The sequence below is a fragment of the Enterobacter cloacae complex sp. P2B genome (genome assembly GCF_014895985.1).
Taxonomy (GTDB): domain Bacteria; phylum Pseudomonadota; class Gammaproteobacteria; order Enterobacterales; family Enterobacteriaceae; genus Enterobacter; species Enterobacter bugandensis.
The window spans coordinates 231,442-247,205 of the sequence record NZ_JADBQQ010000006.1; the positions used below are offsets into that span (position 1 = coordinate 231,442).

Sequence of the window (15,764 nt, forward strand, 5' to 3'; positions counted from 1 at the left end):
ATATGGAAAAGGAACTCTGCCATGACGACGTTACGCCTGCTTATCTCTGACTCTCACGATCCCTGGTTTAATCTCGCGGTTGAAGAGTGCATCTTCCGCCAGATGCCCGCCACCCAGCGCGTCCTGTTTCTCTGGCGTAACGCCGATACGGTGGTCATCGGCCGCGCGCAAAACCCGTGGAAAGAGTGCAACACCCGGCGTATGGAAGAGGACAACGTCCGTCTCGCACGCAGGAGCAGCGGCGGCGGCGCGGTGTTTCACGATCTGGGCAATACCTGCTTTACCTTTATGGCGGGAAAACCGGAATACGACAAAACTATCTCTACGTCTATTGTGCTCAACGCGCTCAATGCGCTCGGCGTGACGGCTGAAGCCTCGGGGCGGAACGATCTCGTGGTCAAAACGCCAGAGGGCGACCGCAAGATCTCCGGCTCCGCCTACCGCGAAACGATGGATCGCGGGTTCCACCACGGCACCCTGCTGCTGAACGCCGACCTGAGCCGTCTGGCGAACTACCTTAATCCTGATAAGAAAAAGCTCCAGGCTAAGGGCATTACCTCCGTGCGCGGACGCGTGGCGAATCTGGTGGAGCTGCTGCCGGGGATTACGCACGAGCAGATTTGCGACGCAATCCGTGAAGCGTTCTTTGAACATTACGGCGAGCGCGTGGATGCGGAAGTGATTTCGCCGGATAAGACCCCGGATCTGCCCAACTTCGCCGAAACCTTTGCACGCCAGAGCAGCTGGGAATGGAACTTCGGCCAGGCTCCGGCGTTTTCACACCTGCTGGACGAACGTTTTACCTGGGGCGGCGTGGAGCTGCACTTTGACGTGGAGAAAGGCCACATTACCCGTACGCAGGTGTTTACGGACAGCCTCAACCCGGCACCGCTGGAAGCGCTGGCGGCCCGCTTGCAGGGCTGTTTGTATCGGGCGGATATGCTGCAGCAGGAGTGCGACGCGTTAATGGGGGATTTTCCGGAGCAGGAACAAGAGTTGCGGGACTTATCGGCATGGATTGCGCAGGCAGTACGCTAGTAAAAAAGCCCGCTGGCGCTGCGCTTAGCGGGCCTGGAAAACCGTAGGCCGGGTCAGGCGAAGCCGCCACCCGGCACAATAGCTCTTACTCTTTATCGCCCAGCAGAACGGATTCCAGCGCGATTTTGATCATGTCATTGAAGGTGGTCTGACGCTCGGCAGCGGTGGTCTGCTCGTGGGTACGGATGTGGTCAGACACGGTGCAGATGGTCAGCGCTTTCGCACCAAACTCAGCCGCCACGCCGTAGATACCGGCCGCTTCCATTTCCACGCCCAGGATGCCGTATTTTTCCATCACGTCGAACATGTCGCCTTCTGGCGAGTAGAACAGATCGGCAGAGAACAGGTTGCCCACGCGTGCGTCAACGCCCAGCGCTTTTGCCGCGTCAACCGCGTTACGCACCATGTCAAAGTCAGCGATTGCCGCAAAGTCATGATCCTTAAAGCGGATGCGGTTAACTTTAGAGTCGGTACACGCGCCCATGCCGATCACCACGTCACGCAGCTTAACGTCCATACGCACCGCACCGCAGGAGCCTACGCGGATGATTTTCTTCACGCCGAAATCGGTGATCAGCTCTTTGGTGTAAATGGAGCAGGACGGGATACCCATGCCGTGGCCCATAACGGAGATTTTGCGGCCTTTATAGGTACCGGTGAAGCCCAGCATGCCGCGAACGTTGTTCACTTCACGCACGTCTTCGAGGAAGGTTTCTGCAATGTGCTTCGCGCGCAGCGGGTCGCCCGGCATCAATACGACGTCAGCGAAATCACCCATTTCTGCATTAATGTGAGGAGTTGCCATCTTCAGTTCCTTTTACATTGTTGTTTTTGCCGGGTGGCGGCTACGCCTTACCCGGCCTACATTCTGTTCTCCCTCTACCTGTGGGAGAGGGCCGGGGTGAGGGCATCAGGCCGCACCCAATCCGTTTAGAACATGGCCTTGCCATATTCCATGTCAGACGTACCAAAGTATTTCGCCAGGGTCTGGCCGATGTCCGCGAAGGTTTCACGGTGACCGAGCGAGCCCGGCTTCACTTTCGGGCCGTACACCAGTACCGGAATGTGCTCACGGGTGTGATCGGTACCGGTCCAGGTTGGGTCACAGCCGTGGTCTGCGGTCAGGATCAGAATGTCATCTTCCCCCACCAGCTCCATCAGCTCCGGCAGACGGCGGTCAAACAGCTCCAGGCCCGCAGCATAACCGGCTACATCGCGACGGTGGCCCCAGGAGGAGTCGAAGTCCACGAAGTTGGTGAAGACAATGGTCTTATCGCCTGCTTCTTTCATCTCTTTGATAGTGGCATCGAACAGCGCATCCAGACCGGTCGCTTTCACTTTTTTAGTGATACCGCAGTTGGCATAGATATCCGCTATTTTGCCCACGGACACCACGTGACCGCCCTTCTCGTCAACCAGCTTCTGCAGCACGGTTGGCGCCGGTGGCTCAACGGCCAGGTCATGACGGTTACCGGTACGCTGGAAGTTACCCGCTTTGTCGCCGATAAACGGACGTGCGATAACGCGGCCAATGTTGTAGCCGCCTTCGGTCAGCTCTTCACGGGCGATTTCGCACAGTTCGTAGAGTTTATCCAGGCCAAACGTCTCTTCGTGGCAGGCAATCTGGAACACGGAGTCAGCAGAGGTGTAGAAAATCGGCTTGCCGGTTTTCATGTGCTCTTCGCCGAGCTGATCCAGAATCACGGTGCCGGAAGAGTGGCAGTTACCGAGGTAGCCCGGCAGGTTGGCACGCTTCACCAGCTTATCGAGCAGCTCCTGCGGGAAGCTGTTTTCGTGATCGGAGAAGTAGCCCCAGTCGAACAGCACCGGCACGCCGGCGATTTCCCAGTGACCGGACGGGGTATCTTTCCCGGAAGAGAGCTCGTGCGCCCAGGCGTAGGCGCCCACCACTTCCGCGTTACCGTCCATACCAGCTGCGATTTTACCGGTAGAGCCTTCATGCGCTTTTACCAGCCCGAGGCGGGTCAGATTAGGTAGAGTCAGAGGGCCTTTACGACCGTTGTCCGCTTCGCCTTTTGCACAGGCTTCCGCGATGTGACCCATGGTATCGGAACCCACGTCACCAAAACGTTCTGCATCTTCGGTTGCGCCGATGCCGAATGAGTCCAGCACCATAATAAATGCACGTTTCATAATTGTTCTCCGTACTTAGTGCTTCATAAAAATGCGATCAGATCAGTATACCGCTATTCAGTGATACGACGATAGACCGTCGGTGTGGTTTCCGGTGCTTTATCGTCAAGAGATATTGCCGCTTTCACCGCTTTCGCCGCGTCCTGCCAGCTGGCTTCGTCTTTCGCGTGGATCACCGCCAGCGGACGTTGGCCGTCGACGCTGTCGCCCAGACGGGCCATGTCGGTAAAGCCGACGCTGTAATCAATGGTGTCCGATGCCTGACGACGACCGCCGCCCATAGATACAACAGCCATGCCAAGCGCGCGGGTGTCCATGGCGGAGACAAAACCTTCGCCATCCGCATAAACAGCTTTGCTGAGCATCGCGGTCGGCAGGTATTTCGCGTAGTTTTCGACGAAATCGGTCGGGCCTTTCTGCGCCGCCACCATGCGGCCAAAGATCTCCGCCGCTTTGCCGTTGTCCAGCACCGCCTGCAGTTTCGCGCGGGCTTCCGCGTCGTCTTTGGCCAGCTTGCCGGAGATGAGCATCTCCACGCACAGCGCCATGGTGACATCGAACAGGCGCGGGTTACGGTATTCGCCTGTAAGGAACTGCACGGCTTCGCGGACTTCAACCGCGTTACCGGCGCTGGAGGCCAGCACCTGGTTCATGTCGGTCAGCAGCGCGGTGGTGCGCACGCCCGCGCCGTTGGAGACGCCAACGATCGCTTCGGCAAGCTGAGCAGAGAGTTCATAGGTCGGCATAAACGCGCCGCTGCCCACCTTCACGTCCATCACCAGCGCGTCCAGCCCTTCCGCCAGTTTTTTGGCGAGGATAGAGGCGGTGATCAGCGGAATGGAGTCTACGGTGGCGGTAATATCACGCGTCGCGTAAAAACGCTTGTCTGCCGGAGCAAGAGAGCTGGTCTGGCCGATAATCGCCACACCAACGTCTTTAATAATGTCGCGGAAGCGATTGTCATCCGGGAAGATATCGAAGCCCGGAATGGCTTCCAGTTTGTCGAGCGTACCGCCGGTGTGGCCCAGGCCGCGCCCGGAGATCATGGGAACGTAACCGCCGCAGGCTGCCACCATAGGGCCGAGCATCAGCGAAGTCACATCACCCACGCCGCCGGTGGAGTGTTTGTCCACAATCGGGCCGTTGAGGTTGAGGCTTTTCCAGTCCAGAACGGTTCCTGAATCTCGCATCGCCATGGTCAGCGACACGCGCTCAGGCATCGACATATCGTGGAAGAAAATGGTCATCGCCAGAGCCGCAATCTGCCCTTCTGAGACGGTGTTGTCACGAATGCCGTTGATGAAGAAGCGAATTTCTTCGTCGCTTAAAGCAAGACCATCACGTTTTTTACGAATAATTTCTTGTGCGAGAAACACGGTAACCCCCATGCGGAATCGGGTGAATGGCGGCGGGTACGCTTACCCGCCCTGCGATCCTGTAGGCCGGATAAGCGAAGCGCCATCCGGCATTGTCTGGCAATCAGTAGCTGCTTGCGCTCTTACCGTCGCCGTGACCCAGCGCCTTCAGCAGGCTGGCCAGCAGGCTGGACGCGCCGAAGCGGTAGTGGCGGGAGTCAGCCCACTCAGCGCCAAACAGTTCGTCGGCAATCGCCAGGAACTGCTGCGCGTCTTCCGCGGTACGTACGCCGCCCGCAGGCTTGAAGCCCACGGTTTTGGATACGCCCATATCGCGGATAACTTCCATCATGATGCGCGCGCTTTCCGGGGTCGCATTGACCGGCACTTTACCGGTAGAGGTTTTAATGAAATCCGCACCGGCTTTGATGGAGATTTCTGACGCCTTACGAATCAGCGCCTCTTCTTTCAGCTCGCCGGTTTCGATGATCACTTTCAGCAGCACGTTTGCCGCCGCACACGCGTCTTTACAGGCTTTCACCAGGTCAAAACCGACCTGCTCGTTGCCGGCAATCAGCGCGCGGTATGGGAACACCACGTCAACTTCGTCTGCGCCGTAGGCAATTGCCGCGCGGGTTTCCGCCAGCGCAATCTCAATGTCGTCATTGCCGTGCGGGAAGTTAGTCACGGTTGCAATGCGCACGTCCGGCGTGCCCTGCTCTTTCAGCGTTTTGCGGGCAATCGGGATAAAGCGCGGGTAGATACAGACGGCGGCGGTGTTACCCACTGGCGTTTTTGCCTGATGGCACAGGGCGATGACTTTTTCATTGGTGTCATCATCGTTCAGGGTGGTCAGGTCCATCAGCTTCAACGCGCGCAGGCTGCTTGCAGTTAAATCGGTCATAACATTCTCCAACGGCAGTGCCGTATAAATTTTACCTTGCGGGTCTGTGAGTATTCTAACATTCACCCGCATCCACACTTCGACATTCATCACAGTTAATGAAAACTGCGTACAAATTTGCATTGCTGTAATGAGATCTTCTTCAAACTTTAGCGTGCAAATTGCTGACTAAAGCAGCGATACCCCTTGTTGGATCAAAAGCGCCGGCAGGCTGACTTCCTACAATCCGTTCATCATCCGCAGAACATTCAAGGAAGTGAACATGCCCGACGCCCTGCAACAACGTTGCCAGCACATTGTGACAAGCCCGGTGTTAACCCCGGAGCAAAAACGTCATTTTCTGGCGCTGGAAGCGGAAAATTATCTACCCTACCCGACGCTATCTCCGGCCGCCCGCGCCGCGCTGGACGAGGGGTTCATCTGCGACATGTACGAAGGCCATGCCCCCTACAAACCGCGCTACGTGCTGCCGGATTATGAAAAATTCCTGGCTAACGGTTCGCAATGGCTGGAGCTGGAAGGCGCGAAAGATCTTGATGACGCCCTCTCTCTGTTAACTATTCTCTATCACCATGTTCCTTCAGTGACATCAATGCCGGTCTATCTGGGGCAGCTTGATGCGCTACTGAATCCGTATGTTAGAATTCTAACACAAGAAGAAATCGATAGCCGAATAAAACGTTTCTGGCGCTATCTCGACAGAACGCTGCCCGATGCGTTTATGCACGCCAACATCGGGCCCGCCGACGGCCCTGTCACCCGTGCCATTCTGCGTGCAGATGCTGAACTGAAGCAGGTTGCGCCCAATCTGACCTTTATCTACGATCCCGATATCACCCCAGACGATTTACTGCTTGAGGTGGCAAAAAACATTTGTGAATGCAGCAAACCGCATATTTCAAACGGTCCGGTGAATGATAAAATTTTCACAAAAGGCCGTTTTGGCGTGGTGAGCTGTTACAACTCTCTGCCGCTGGCGGGCGGTGGCAGCACCCTGGTGCGCCTTAACCTCAAGGCAATCGCCGAACACAGCACATCCATTGACGATTTCTTCACCCGCTCGCTCCCGCACTACTGCCAGCAGCAAATCGCCATCATCGATGCGCGCTGCAATTTTCTGTACGGGCAATCCGGCTTCTTTGAGAATAGCTTCCTGGTGAAAGAGGGGCTGATTGATGCCGATCGGTTTGTGCCGATGTTTGGCATGTACGGTCTTGCCGAAGCGGTGAACGTACTGTGTGAGAAAGCAGGCATGGCGGGGCGTTACGGGAAAGACGAGCAGGCCAACGCGCTGGGTTATCGCATCAGCGAACAGCTTGCGGCGTTTGTTGAAAATACGCCGGTGAAGCACGGCTGGAAGCATCGCGCGATGCTGCACGCCCAGTCAGGCATCAGCTCCGATTCGGGCACCACGCCGGGGGCGCGTCTGCCGTACGGTGACGAGCCGGATCCTGTCAGTCATCTGCTGGCCGTAGCGCCGCACCATAAACACTATCATTCCGGGATCAGCGATATTTTAACGCTGGATGAGACGGTAAAACGCAATCCGCAGGCGGTGGTTCAGCTTTGCCTGGGGGCGTTCAGGGCCGGTATGCGTGAGTTCACCGCGAATGTGGCCGGTAACGATCTGGTACGCGTGACCGGCTATATGGTTCGCTTGTCGGATCTGGAGAAATACCGGGAAGCGGGTTCAAGAACGAACACCACGTGGCTGGGGGAAGAGGCCGCACGCAATACCCGTATTCTGGAACGTCAGCCGCGCGTGATAAGCCATGAACAGCAGATGCGCTTTAGTTAGTCAGGTCATCCCCTTCTCCTGCGTGGACGGGCCGGGCAGCCGCCTGGCGCTGTTCCTGCAGGGCTGTAACCTGCGCTGCAAAACCTGCCACAACCCGTGGACCATCGGGCGCTGCAACGACTGCGGGGACTGCGTGCCCCACTGCCCGCACGACGCGCTGACCATTCAGGCCGGACGCGTCTGGTGGCAGGAGAGTCACTGCCAGCAGTGCGACACCTGCCTGCGCCTGTGCCAGCAGCAGGCCACGCCCATGGCGCACCGCCTGAGCGTCGACGAGATCCTCGTTCAGGTCCGTAAATCCGCGCCCTTTATCGAAGGGATCACCGTGAGCGGCGGCGAAGCCACAACCCAACTGCCGTTTTTGATCGCCCTGTTTACCGCGATCAAAACCGATCCTGAGCTACATCATTTAACCTGCCTGGTAGACAGCAACGGTCTGCTAAGCGAAACCGGCTGGCAAAAACTGCTGCCGGTGCTGGATGGCGCAATGCTGGACCTCAAAGCGTGGGGGAATGAATATCACCGCTTCCTGACCGGACGCGAAAACCCGCAGATTAAGGAGAGCATTCGCTGGCTGGCAGACCGTCACCGTTTGACGGAGCTCCGCTTGCTGGTCATCCCGGAACAGTGTGATTATCTGGAACATATCAAACCGTTGATCGCGTTCATCCTCGAGCTGGGGAATGTTTCGGTGCGTATTAACGCGTTTCATGCACACGGGGTCTACGGCGAGGCGGCGTCATGGCGCAGCGCCACGCAGGAGGATATTGAACCGCTGGCGCGGGCGCTGGAAAAACAGAAGATAACGGTGATTCGTCCGGCGCTTTATCTATAGCGTGATACCAAAAACCGAACGGGTATTTTCGAGCAGCGCGCTGGCAATGACCTCTTCAGGTTCCTGACGCAGTTCGCACAGCACGTCAAATACCCGCGCCGCCTGTTCCGGGCGATTCGGCTGCCCCTGAAAACCATTCAGCGGCATATCGGGGGCATCCGTTTCCAGTAATAGCGCAGAGAGAGGCAGCTGCGCCATTACGTCACGGGTTTTACTGGCGCGCGGATAGGTGATGGTGCCACCGACGCCAATTTTATAGCCCAGTTCAATAAAACGCTGCGCCTGCTGCAGGCTGCCGGAAAAACCATGCACTACGCCTCTTCGCGGCAGGTCGATGCGCTTCAGGTGCATCGCCAGTTTGTCATGAGTGCGTCGGGAGTGGAGGATCACCGGCAGATCGTGACGCTTTGCCAGCCGAAGCTGCGCGTCCAGGATCGTCTGCTGGCGTTCAAACTGCGGATCTTCGCGATAGAGATCGAGGCCGATCTCGCCGATGGCGACAAGTTTCTCTCCTGCACGTTGCAGCACCCGATCCAGCTCTTCAAGATGCTCATCACGATGGCGCTCAATCACAATCGGATGCAGGCCGAGCGCGGCATAAAGCGCGGAGTATCGCGCGGAAAGATCCAGCACGCGGGTAAAATAGGCCGCTTCAACCGACGGCACAATGATGGCCTGCACGCCGGCTTCGGCAGCTTTCGCAATGCTTTGCGCTTCATTCCCCGTAAACGGCGGGAAATCAAAGTGGCAGTGGGTATCAACAAAGCGGTGCGTCACGCCAGATCCTCGTTATCTAATAAAGCGTCATTCGCCTGCGGAATGTCCACCAGCGGCATGGTCAGGGCGTCATTGGCGACAATTGCAGGTGGCGTAATAATGCGTTTATGCCGATGCAGAGGCGGTTGCTCGGCCAGCATTTTCCCGACGGTCGCCAGGAAGTAACGCCCGCACAGCCGCCCCGTTTTGTAATCCATACGCAACGCAGGCAGCCGGCTGCCCAACGCCATGCTCAGCAGCGGCTTAGGCGGATAAATTTCAAAGATGCGCAGCTTGCCCGGGGGTTTTTCAATAAAGCGCTGCATCGCGCCGTAGGTGGTTTCATGCTGCTTCGCGATGTTCACCAGCGGCTGCAGGCTGCTGTCGCCCAGCCAGCGCTCCATCCGCTTAAACCACTGGGGGGTGTAATACATTTGCGACGGAACGGTACGGATCACCACGATAGTTTTCGCCCCGCGTCGCGCGGCTTCCTGCACCGGCACCGCGTCACTGATGCCGCCGTCCAGATAGCTGATGCCATCCAGCAGCGCGCCGGTACGATAAAAACCGGGAATGGCGCTGGAGGCGCGGATGATGTCGAGCCAGTTCTCCTTCTGCGGTGAGAAATAGCCCGGCGAATAGTCATCCCCCCGGCTGGCGCACATCCAGAATTCTTTGCCGCTATCAAACAGGCGGGCAGCGGTATCCATGGCCAGCGGCATCTGGCTGGAGGTCGACTCCAGCAGCCAGTCGAGATCGATCAGGTTACCGCCGCGCACGAAGCGCACCGGGTTAAAAAATTCTTTCGCCGTGGTGAAGCGCATGATCACTTTTCGCGCGTAGCCGGGCTGGTTACAGACATAGGCAGAGAGATTCTGCGCCCCGGCGGACGTGCCGAAGTAGAGGTCAAACGGGTTGAACTGCGCGCGCATAAATTCATCCAGCACGCCAGCGGTGAAAATGCCGCGCTGTCCTCCCCCCTCGCAGACCAGTGCGAGTTGACCCGCACTAAACGGTTTTAACGTCAGCGGCGCAATATTGCCGAGCGTAACGGGAATTCGTTGCCCCACCTCTGCTTTCCTGTTTTGATTATTTTATCACTCCACAGTAACGCACCCGACCTGTAACGCAAATAAGAAAAAGCCAGTCGCAGTGACTGGCTTTATTTTGTTGAAGGAATATTGCGTTTGCTACGGACGTCTACGACCCGTAAACAGGCTGACCAGGAACAGAATAATACCGACGACGAAGACAATTTTAGCTGCCCATGCCGCTGTACCTGCCAGACCACCAAAGCCCAATGCGGCGGCAATTAACGCGATAACCAGAAATATAATGCCCCAACGAAACATAAGCTTCTCCTTTACCATAGTTAATGTCGGCCGCTAAACGTGAGCGCTCAGGTCACTCACCGGCGTTTTTCCAGAGTCGTTCTTATTTCGCCCGCAGGGTTAAACCTTACGGGCGAATGGTCCAGAATTACTTCGTTTTCAGATCGTTTTTAACGCTTTTAACACCATCAATGGCTTTCGCAATTGACTCGGCGCGTTCACTTTGCGCCTGTGAATCAACCGTACCGGAAAGCTGAACCACGCCATCGGTGGTTTCCACTTTCACCTTACGAGACGGTACGATGTCATCTGCTAACAGTTTAGCTTTGATTTCGCTGGTAGTAGCGGCATCACCTGCATAACCTTTCACCGAGGCGTTTTTACCGTCGCGAACGTGCAGTTTATCGCTCACGGATGCGACACCTTCGACACCCTTCGCCACCTTCACAGCCTGTTCGGCCTGGGCCTGGCTTTCAACAAAGCCACTCAGGGTAACGACCTTTTTGTCGGTCTTAACGGAAATATCGGTGCTCTTGATGGCTTCATCATCCACCAGTGCGGCTTTCACTTTTGCTGTGATAGAGCTGTCGTCCATGAAATTACCGACTTTATTCATAGAGCTATCGATTTTTTGCCCTGCGGTATCGGCCGTGGACTGTGCTTTATCCATGGTGCTGCTTTCCGCCAGGGCGGAACCGCTAACCAGAACGCTACCCAGTGTTACAGCCAGCAGAGTTTTAGAAATCTTCAGTCTTGTCATATTCATCGATGTATTCCTGTGTTTTACCCGTTATTCGGGCTAAATACTTCCTTAGTAGTTTTATATATCGCGAATAAACACACGGGCGAAATGGAGAACCAATCGACATGCATTGAACAGTTAATTCATCCATGCCCGGTGCTAAACACTGAGTTAAATATAGATCACTCTCACAATGCCGCTTTCAGAATTGCGTAAAAAACGCGCGAATAGCGTGAATTTGCGGTGAATTAAGAACATTCCGCAAGGGACTAATAAGACAGGAATAAAAGAAGAGCACGGCGATTGCCGTGCTGCGGGAGGGGATTAGTGTTCGCGCGTTTTGCGGAACTGAACGTCTGGATAACGTTCCTGCGTCAGGTTCAGGTTGACCATCGTTGGCGCGATATAGGTCAGGTTGTCGCCGCCATCGAGCGCCAGCTGAATTTCGTTCTTACGCTTAAATTCTTCGAATTTCTTCACGTCAGAACACTCAACCCAGCGCGCGGTCGCCACGTTGACCGATTCGTAAATCGCTTCCACGTTGTACTCGCTCTTCAGGCGCGCAACCACCACGTCGAACTGCAGCACACCGACCGCGCCGACAATCAGATCGTTGTTGGCGATTGGACGGAACACCTGGACGGCACCCTCTTCAGAGAGCTGAACAAGGCCTTTCAGCAGCTGTTTCTGCTTCAGCGGATCGCGCAGACGAATGCGACGGAACAGCTCCGGTGCGAAGTTCGGAATACCCGTGAACTTCATCATCTCGCCCTGGGTGAAGGTATCGCCGATCTGGATCGTACCGTGGTTGTGCAGACCGATGATGTCGCCCGGATATGCCTCTTCAACGTGCGAACGGTCGCCCGCCATAAAGGTCAGCGCGTCGGAAATCACGACATCTTTACCGATGCGCACCTGGCGCAGCTTCATGCCCTTCTCATACTTACCGGACACCACACGCATGAAGGCCACGCGGTCGCGGTGTTTCGGGTCCATGTTGGCCTGAATTTTAAAGACGAAGCCGGTGAACTTCTCTTCCTTCGCTTCCACTTCGCGGGTGTCGGTTTTACGCGGCATCGGCTGAGGTGCCCACTCCACCAGACCGTCCAGCATGTGGTCAACGCCGAAGTTACCCAGCGCGGTACCGAAGAAGACCGGGGTAATTTCGCCGCTCAGGAACAGTTCTTTGTCGAACTCGTGAGACGCACCCTTCACCAGCTCCAGCTCGTCGCGCAGCTGCGCGGCCAGCTCTTCGCCAACGGCGGCATCGAGATCCGGGTTGTCCAGACCTTTCACAATGCGCACTTCCTGAATGGTGTGGCCTTTACCGGTCTGATACAGGTAAGTTTCGTCTTTATAGAGGTGATAAACCCCTTTGAACAGCTTACCGCAGCCAATTGGCCAGGTGATTGGCGCACAGGCGATCTTCAGCTCGTTTTCCACTTCATCCATCAGCTCCATCGGGTCACGGATGTCACGGTCGAGTTTGTTCATAAAGGTGAGGATCGGCGTATCGCGCAGACGGGTAACTTCCATCAGCTTGCGGGTACGATCTTCTACACCCTTCGCGGCGTCGATCACCATCAGACAGCAGTCCACCGCCGTCAGGGTACGGTAGGTATCTTCGGAGAAGTCTTCGTGCCCCGGGGTGTCCAGCAGGTTCACCAGGCAGTCGTGATACGGGAACTGCATCACGGAGGTGGTAATCGAAATACCACGCTGCTTTTCCATCTCCATCCAGTCAGATTTTGCATGCTGGCTGGAGCCACGGCCTTTAACGGTACCCGCAGTCTGGATCGCCTGTCCGAACAGCAACACCTTCTCGGTGATGGTCGTTTTACCGGCATCCGGGTGCGAGATAATGGCAAAAGTACGGCGCTTGGCCACCTCTTGCAGATAAGGAGACAACGTCATAATTAAATCTTCTTTTATAAGCGTGGCAGCACGCCACGCATCATGGAATACAAAATTGCGGCTATTTTACCCATCAACGGGGGGCAGGCAATCATTGTTTACACAGGAGTTGCTCCAGTTCGGTCAATGACGTGACGGTCCAGGTTGGCTCGATGCCTTCAGGCTTCACGCGGCCATGCGCATTCAGCCAGACGGTCGACAAACCTGACTTCATACCGCCAAGAATATCAGACTCTGCGGTATCACCCACCATCAGCACGCGATCGCGGTCGGGATTACCGGCCTGCCCCAGCGCATAATCGAAAATTCGCGGATCCGGTTTCGGCACCCCAACCTCTTCGGAGATCACCAGCGCATCGAAATGATCGCGCAGGCCGGTGCGCTCAAGGCGGATCTGCTGCAGGGCGGTAAAACCGTTGGTGATGATCCCCAGTTTTACCTTGCCTTTCAACGCATTCAGCAGGGAAACCGCGCCCGGCAGGGGCGCACAGATATCGGCCATGGCGTTAAGGAAAGCCTCGTTCAGCGTCCCCGGACTGACCTTTAAGCGCTCCGCCCAGACGTCAAATCGCTGGTGCTGAAGTTGTAACGCAGTGATGGCACCGTTCTGGTAATCCACCCACAGCGGCTTGTTCACCGCCTGATAGTCCTGAAAATCTTCGGCGGTGAAGGTCACGCTATAGTCGAGAAACATCCGCTGTAGGCCGCCGAACGAGTCAAACGTAAACAGCGTTTCGTCGGCATCAAAGAAAATCCAGTCCCATTTCATCGTTACAACCTTATATTCGTTATCCAATTGGCAGAGCCATGATAATGGCGTCTTCACGTCCCTCTGCGGTGGGGTAGTAGTTACGTCGGACTGTCGCCTCGTTAAAGCCTAAGCTTTCATAGAGCGCGATGGCGGCGACATTCGACGCGCGCACCTCCAGCCACAGGGTGAAAACGTCGCGGGTTTCGAGCTCACGAATGAGATGCTCAAGCAGTTCTCTGCCCAGCCCACGGCGCTGAAACGCCGGGTCGACGGCGATGTTAAACAGCGTCGCCTCGTCAAGAACCACCTGCGTGATGGCAAACGCGGCCAGAGTGCCGTCAACGTCCAGACGGTAGTTCAGATAGCGCTCGCCCTGATTGCTGGCAAACGTTTTTTCGCTCCACGGAAAGGCGTGGGCGCGTGTTTCAATCGCGAACGCTGCGGTCAGGTCAGGCGTCGTGAGGGAAGAAATCGTGTTCATATTCGCAGATTTGTTGCCATAGCGCGCTGCGCGCCTTTGGATTGGCTTTCAGCTCGTCCAGCGCTGGTGAGCTGATTTGGCTCCCCTGAAGAGAGATGTCGTTTGTCTCTCCGATGCGCCAGCTGTTACAGCGGCTATCAGGAGGAAGCATGGCAACCCGTTCCGGCGTCAGCTGTAAGACCTGGTCGGGCGTCAGCTTCAGGCTGCGAAGGACATCACCGATCAGGGGCTCATTCAGGGCAGGCAGTTCTTCCGCCACCATCACCAGCCGAACGTGCGCGGGGATGGAGATGGCGATTTCGCCCTGCAACGCCGTCGGGCGACGCAAAGCCCACTGGGTGATGCCCAGCTGCTGCAACTGCCAGTCTCGTCGGGATGTCATAGGGATAACTCCTGTCTCTCAGGCGCGCAAATATAGCAAATGTGTCGAAAGTGCGCCATCTACCTACTATAATCCCCGCCTGAGTTTATTGAGGAACAATTCATGTCTGCATTTACCCCGGCAAGTGAAGTCTTGCTGCGTCACAGTGATGATTTCGAAGAAAGCCGTATTCTGTTTGCCGGAGATATGCAGGATGACCTGCCCGCGCGTTTCGACTGTGCTGAAAGCCGTGCCCACACCCAATACTACCACCACTGGCAGGTGCTGAGCCGCCAGATGGGCGAGCGCGCACGCTTCAGCCTGGTGGCGGAGCAGAGCGATATTGCCGACTGCGATACGCTGATCTACTACTGGCCGAAGAACAAGCCAGAAGCCCAGTTCCAGCTGATGAACCTGCTCTCCCTGCTGCCGGTTGGCTGCGATATTTTCGTGGTCGGTGAAAACCGCAGCGGTGTCCGTAGCGCCGAGCAGATGCTGGAAGCCTACGCGCCGCTGACCAAAGTCGACAGCGCACGTCGCTGCGGTCTGTATCATGGCCGTCTGGAAAAACAGACAACGTTTGATACGCAGGCATACTGGGACGAGTACCAGCTTGACGGCCTGACCATCAAAACCCTGCCGGGTGTCTTCAGCCGTGACGCGCTGGATACGGGCAGCAAGCTGCTGCTCTCCACCCTGACGCCGCACACCAAAGGCAAAGTGCTGGACGTGGGCTGCGGCGCGGGCGTGCTTTCAACGGTGCTTGCCAGCCATTCACCAAAAGTGCGCTTAACCCTGTGTGACGTGAGCGCCCCGGCGGTTGAAGCAAGCCGCGCAACGCTTGCGGCCAACGGCATTGAAGGCGATGTGATTGCCAGCAACGTCTTCTCTGACGTCACCGGCCGCTTTGACATGATCATCTCTAACCCGCCGTTCCACGACGGGATGGAAACCAGCCTCGAAGCTGCGCAAACCCTGATCCGTGGCGCGACTCGTCACCTCAACAGCGGCGGCGAGCTGCGCATCGTGGCGAACGCCTTCCTGGCGTACCCGAAAGTGCTGGACGAAACCTTCGGCTTCCACGAAGTGATCGCCCAGACGGGCCGCTTTAAGGTCTACCGCACCGTGATGACGCGTCAGGCAAAAAAATAATTCGCCATACAATGCAGGCCGGATAAGCGCCAGCGCCATCCGGCAAGCAGGCGTCGCAATTCCGTCCATTTTTGCAGCAATCAATAAAAGGCGCGCACTTTTCTGTTGACGTAAAGCTGAAAACATCTAGAATGCGCCTCCGTGGTTACGATACTTTTACAGTATCGATGGTATGCGAAGGTGGCGGAATTG

16 protein-coding genes are annotated in these 15,764 nt (G+C 56.5%); 4 read left to right on the forward strand and 12 right to left on the reverse strand.

What is annotated here, in order from left to right; translation table 11 throughout:
• Positions 1 to 21 precede the first annotated feature (21 nt).
• Complete coding sequence (gene lplA / locus IM313_RS06260; RefSeq protein ID WP_028015442.1) at positions 22 to 1,038, forward strand: lipoate--protein ligase LplA; 1,017 nt, start codon at positions 22 to 24, stop codon at positions 1,036 to 1,038.
• A gap of 85 nt (positions 1,039 to 1,123) precedes the next feature.
• Here the strand turns inward: lplA and deoD are convergent, their stop codons facing one another.
• The 4 genes from deoD to deoC all read right to left on the reverse strand — a co-directional run bounded on the left by deoD (position 1,124) and on the right by deoC (position 5,451).
• Complete coding sequence (gene deoD / locus IM313_RS06265; RefSeq protein WP_003856538.1) at positions 1,124 to 1,843, reverse strand: purine-nucleoside phosphorylase; 720 nt, start codon at positions 1,841 to 1,843, stop codon at positions 1,124 to 1,126.
• A gap of 125 nt (positions 1,844 to 1,968) precedes the next feature.
• Complete coding sequence (gene deoB / locus IM313_RS06270; protein WP_025912138.1) at positions 1,969 to 3,192, reverse strand: phosphopentomutase; 1,224 nt, start codon at positions 3,190 to 3,192, stop codon at positions 1,969 to 1,971.
• Between the two features lie 53 nt (positions 3,193 to 3,245).
• Positions 3,246 to 4,568, reverse strand: a complete 1,323-nt coding sequence (gene deoA / locus IM313_RS06275; RefSeq protein WP_041911290.1) for a thymidine phosphorylase — start codon at positions 4,566 to 4,568, stop codon at positions 3,246 to 3,248.
• Between the two features lie 103 nt (positions 4,569 to 4,671).
• The gene (deoC, locus tag IM313_RS06280) at positions 4,672 to 5,451 is read right to left on the reverse strand and encodes a deoxyribose-phosphate aldolase (protein ID WP_032644972.1); all 780 of its coding nucleotides are present in this window, start codon (positions 5,449 to 5,451) and stop codon (positions 4,672 to 4,674) included.
• A gap of 262 nt (positions 5,452 to 5,713) precedes the next feature.
• Here deoC and IM313_RS06285 point away from each other — a divergent pair, with 262 nt between their 5' ends.
• Positions 5,714 to 7,249 (forward strand): YjjI family glycine radical enzyme, encoded by a 1,536-nt coding sequence (locus tag IM313_RS06285; protein WP_192971584.1) that lies wholly within the window; start codon positions 5,714 to 5,716, stop codon positions 7,247 to 7,249.
• On the forward strand, positions 7,224 to 8,084 hold the full coding sequence (locus IM313_RS06290) for a YjjW family glycine radical enzyme activase (protein WP_192971583.1): 861 nt from the start codon (positions 7,224 to 7,226) through the stop codon (positions 8,082 to 8,084). Before IM313_RS06285 ends, IM313_RS06290 begins: the two co-directional genes overlap by 26 nt.
• Here the strand turns inward: IM313_RS06290 and IM313_RS06295 are convergent.
• The 8 genes from IM313_RS06295 to IM313_RS06330 all read right to left on the reverse strand — a co-directional run bounded on the left by IM313_RS06295 (position 8,079) and on the right by IM313_RS06330 (position 14,441).
• Positions 8,079 to 8,861, reverse strand: a complete 783-nt coding sequence (locus tag IM313_RS06295) for a TatD family hydrolase (protein ID WP_126345428.1) — start codon at positions 8,859 to 8,861, stop codon at positions 8,079 to 8,081. The two genes, IM313_RS06290 and IM313_RS06295, sit on opposite strands and share 6 nt — an antisense overlap.
• Positions 8,858 to 9,910: a patatin family protein gene (locus tag IM313_RS06300; protein WP_032644971.1), complete on the reverse strand. Its 1,053-nt coding sequence runs from the start codon at positions 9,908 to 9,910 to the stop codon at positions 8,858 to 8,860. The genes IM313_RS06295 and IM313_RS06300 overlap by 4 nt, the downstream gene beginning before the upstream one ends.
• A 120-nt stretch (positions 9,911 to 10,030) precedes the next feature.
• Positions 10,031 to 10,192, reverse strand: coding sequence for a DUF1328 domain-containing protein (locus IM313_RS06305; protein ID WP_003856556.1), 162 nt, complete (start codon positions 10,190 to 10,192; stop codon positions 10,031 to 10,033).
• A 127-nt stretch (positions 10,193 to 10,319) separates the two neighbouring features.
• The gene (gene osmY / locus IM313_RS06310; protein WP_028015434.1) at positions 10,320 to 10,937 is read right to left on the reverse strand and encodes a molecular chaperone OsmY; all 618 of its coding nucleotides are present in this window, start codon (positions 10,935 to 10,937) and stop codon (positions 10,320 to 10,322) included.
• Positions 10,938 to 11,237: 300 nt separating this feature from the next.
• Positions 11,238 to 12,827, reverse strand: a complete 1,590-nt coding sequence (gene prfC, locus IM313_RS06315; RefSeq protein WP_028015433.1) for a peptide chain release factor 3 — start codon at positions 12,825 to 12,827, stop codon at positions 11,238 to 11,240.
• 91 nt (positions 12,828 to 12,918) lie between these two features.
• Complete coding sequence (gene yjjG, locus IM313_RS06320) at positions 12,919 to 13,596, reverse strand: pyrimidine 5'-nucleotidase (RefSeq protein WP_126345427.1); 678 nt, start codon at positions 13,594 to 13,596, stop codon at positions 12,919 to 12,921.
• A 19-nt stretch (positions 13,597 to 13,615) separates the two neighbouring features.
• Positions 13,616 to 14,059, reverse strand: a complete 444-nt coding sequence (rimI, locus tag IM313_RS06325) for a ribosomal protein S18-alanine N-acetyltransferase (protein WP_028015431.1) — start codon at positions 14,057 to 14,059, stop codon at positions 13,616 to 13,618.
• Positions 14,028 to 14,441, reverse strand: coding sequence for a DNA polymerase III subunit psi (locus IM313_RS06330; protein WP_041911296.1), 414 nt, complete (start codon positions 14,439 to 14,441; stop codon positions 14,028 to 14,030). Before IM313_RS06330 ends, rimI begins: the two co-directional genes overlap by 32 nt.
• A gap of 102 nt (positions 14,442 to 14,543) precedes the next feature.
• Here IM313_RS06330 and rsmC point away from each other — a divergent pair, with 102 nt between their 5' ends.
• The gene (rsmC, locus tag IM313_RS06335) at positions 14,544 to 15,572 is read left to right on the forward strand and encodes a 16S rRNA (guanine(1207)-N(2))-methyltransferase RsmC (protein ID WP_192971582.1); all 1,029 of its coding nucleotides are present in this window, start codon (positions 14,544 to 14,546) and stop codon (positions 15,570 to 15,572) included.
• The last annotated feature ends 192 nt before the right edge of the window (positions 15,573 to 15,764 follow it).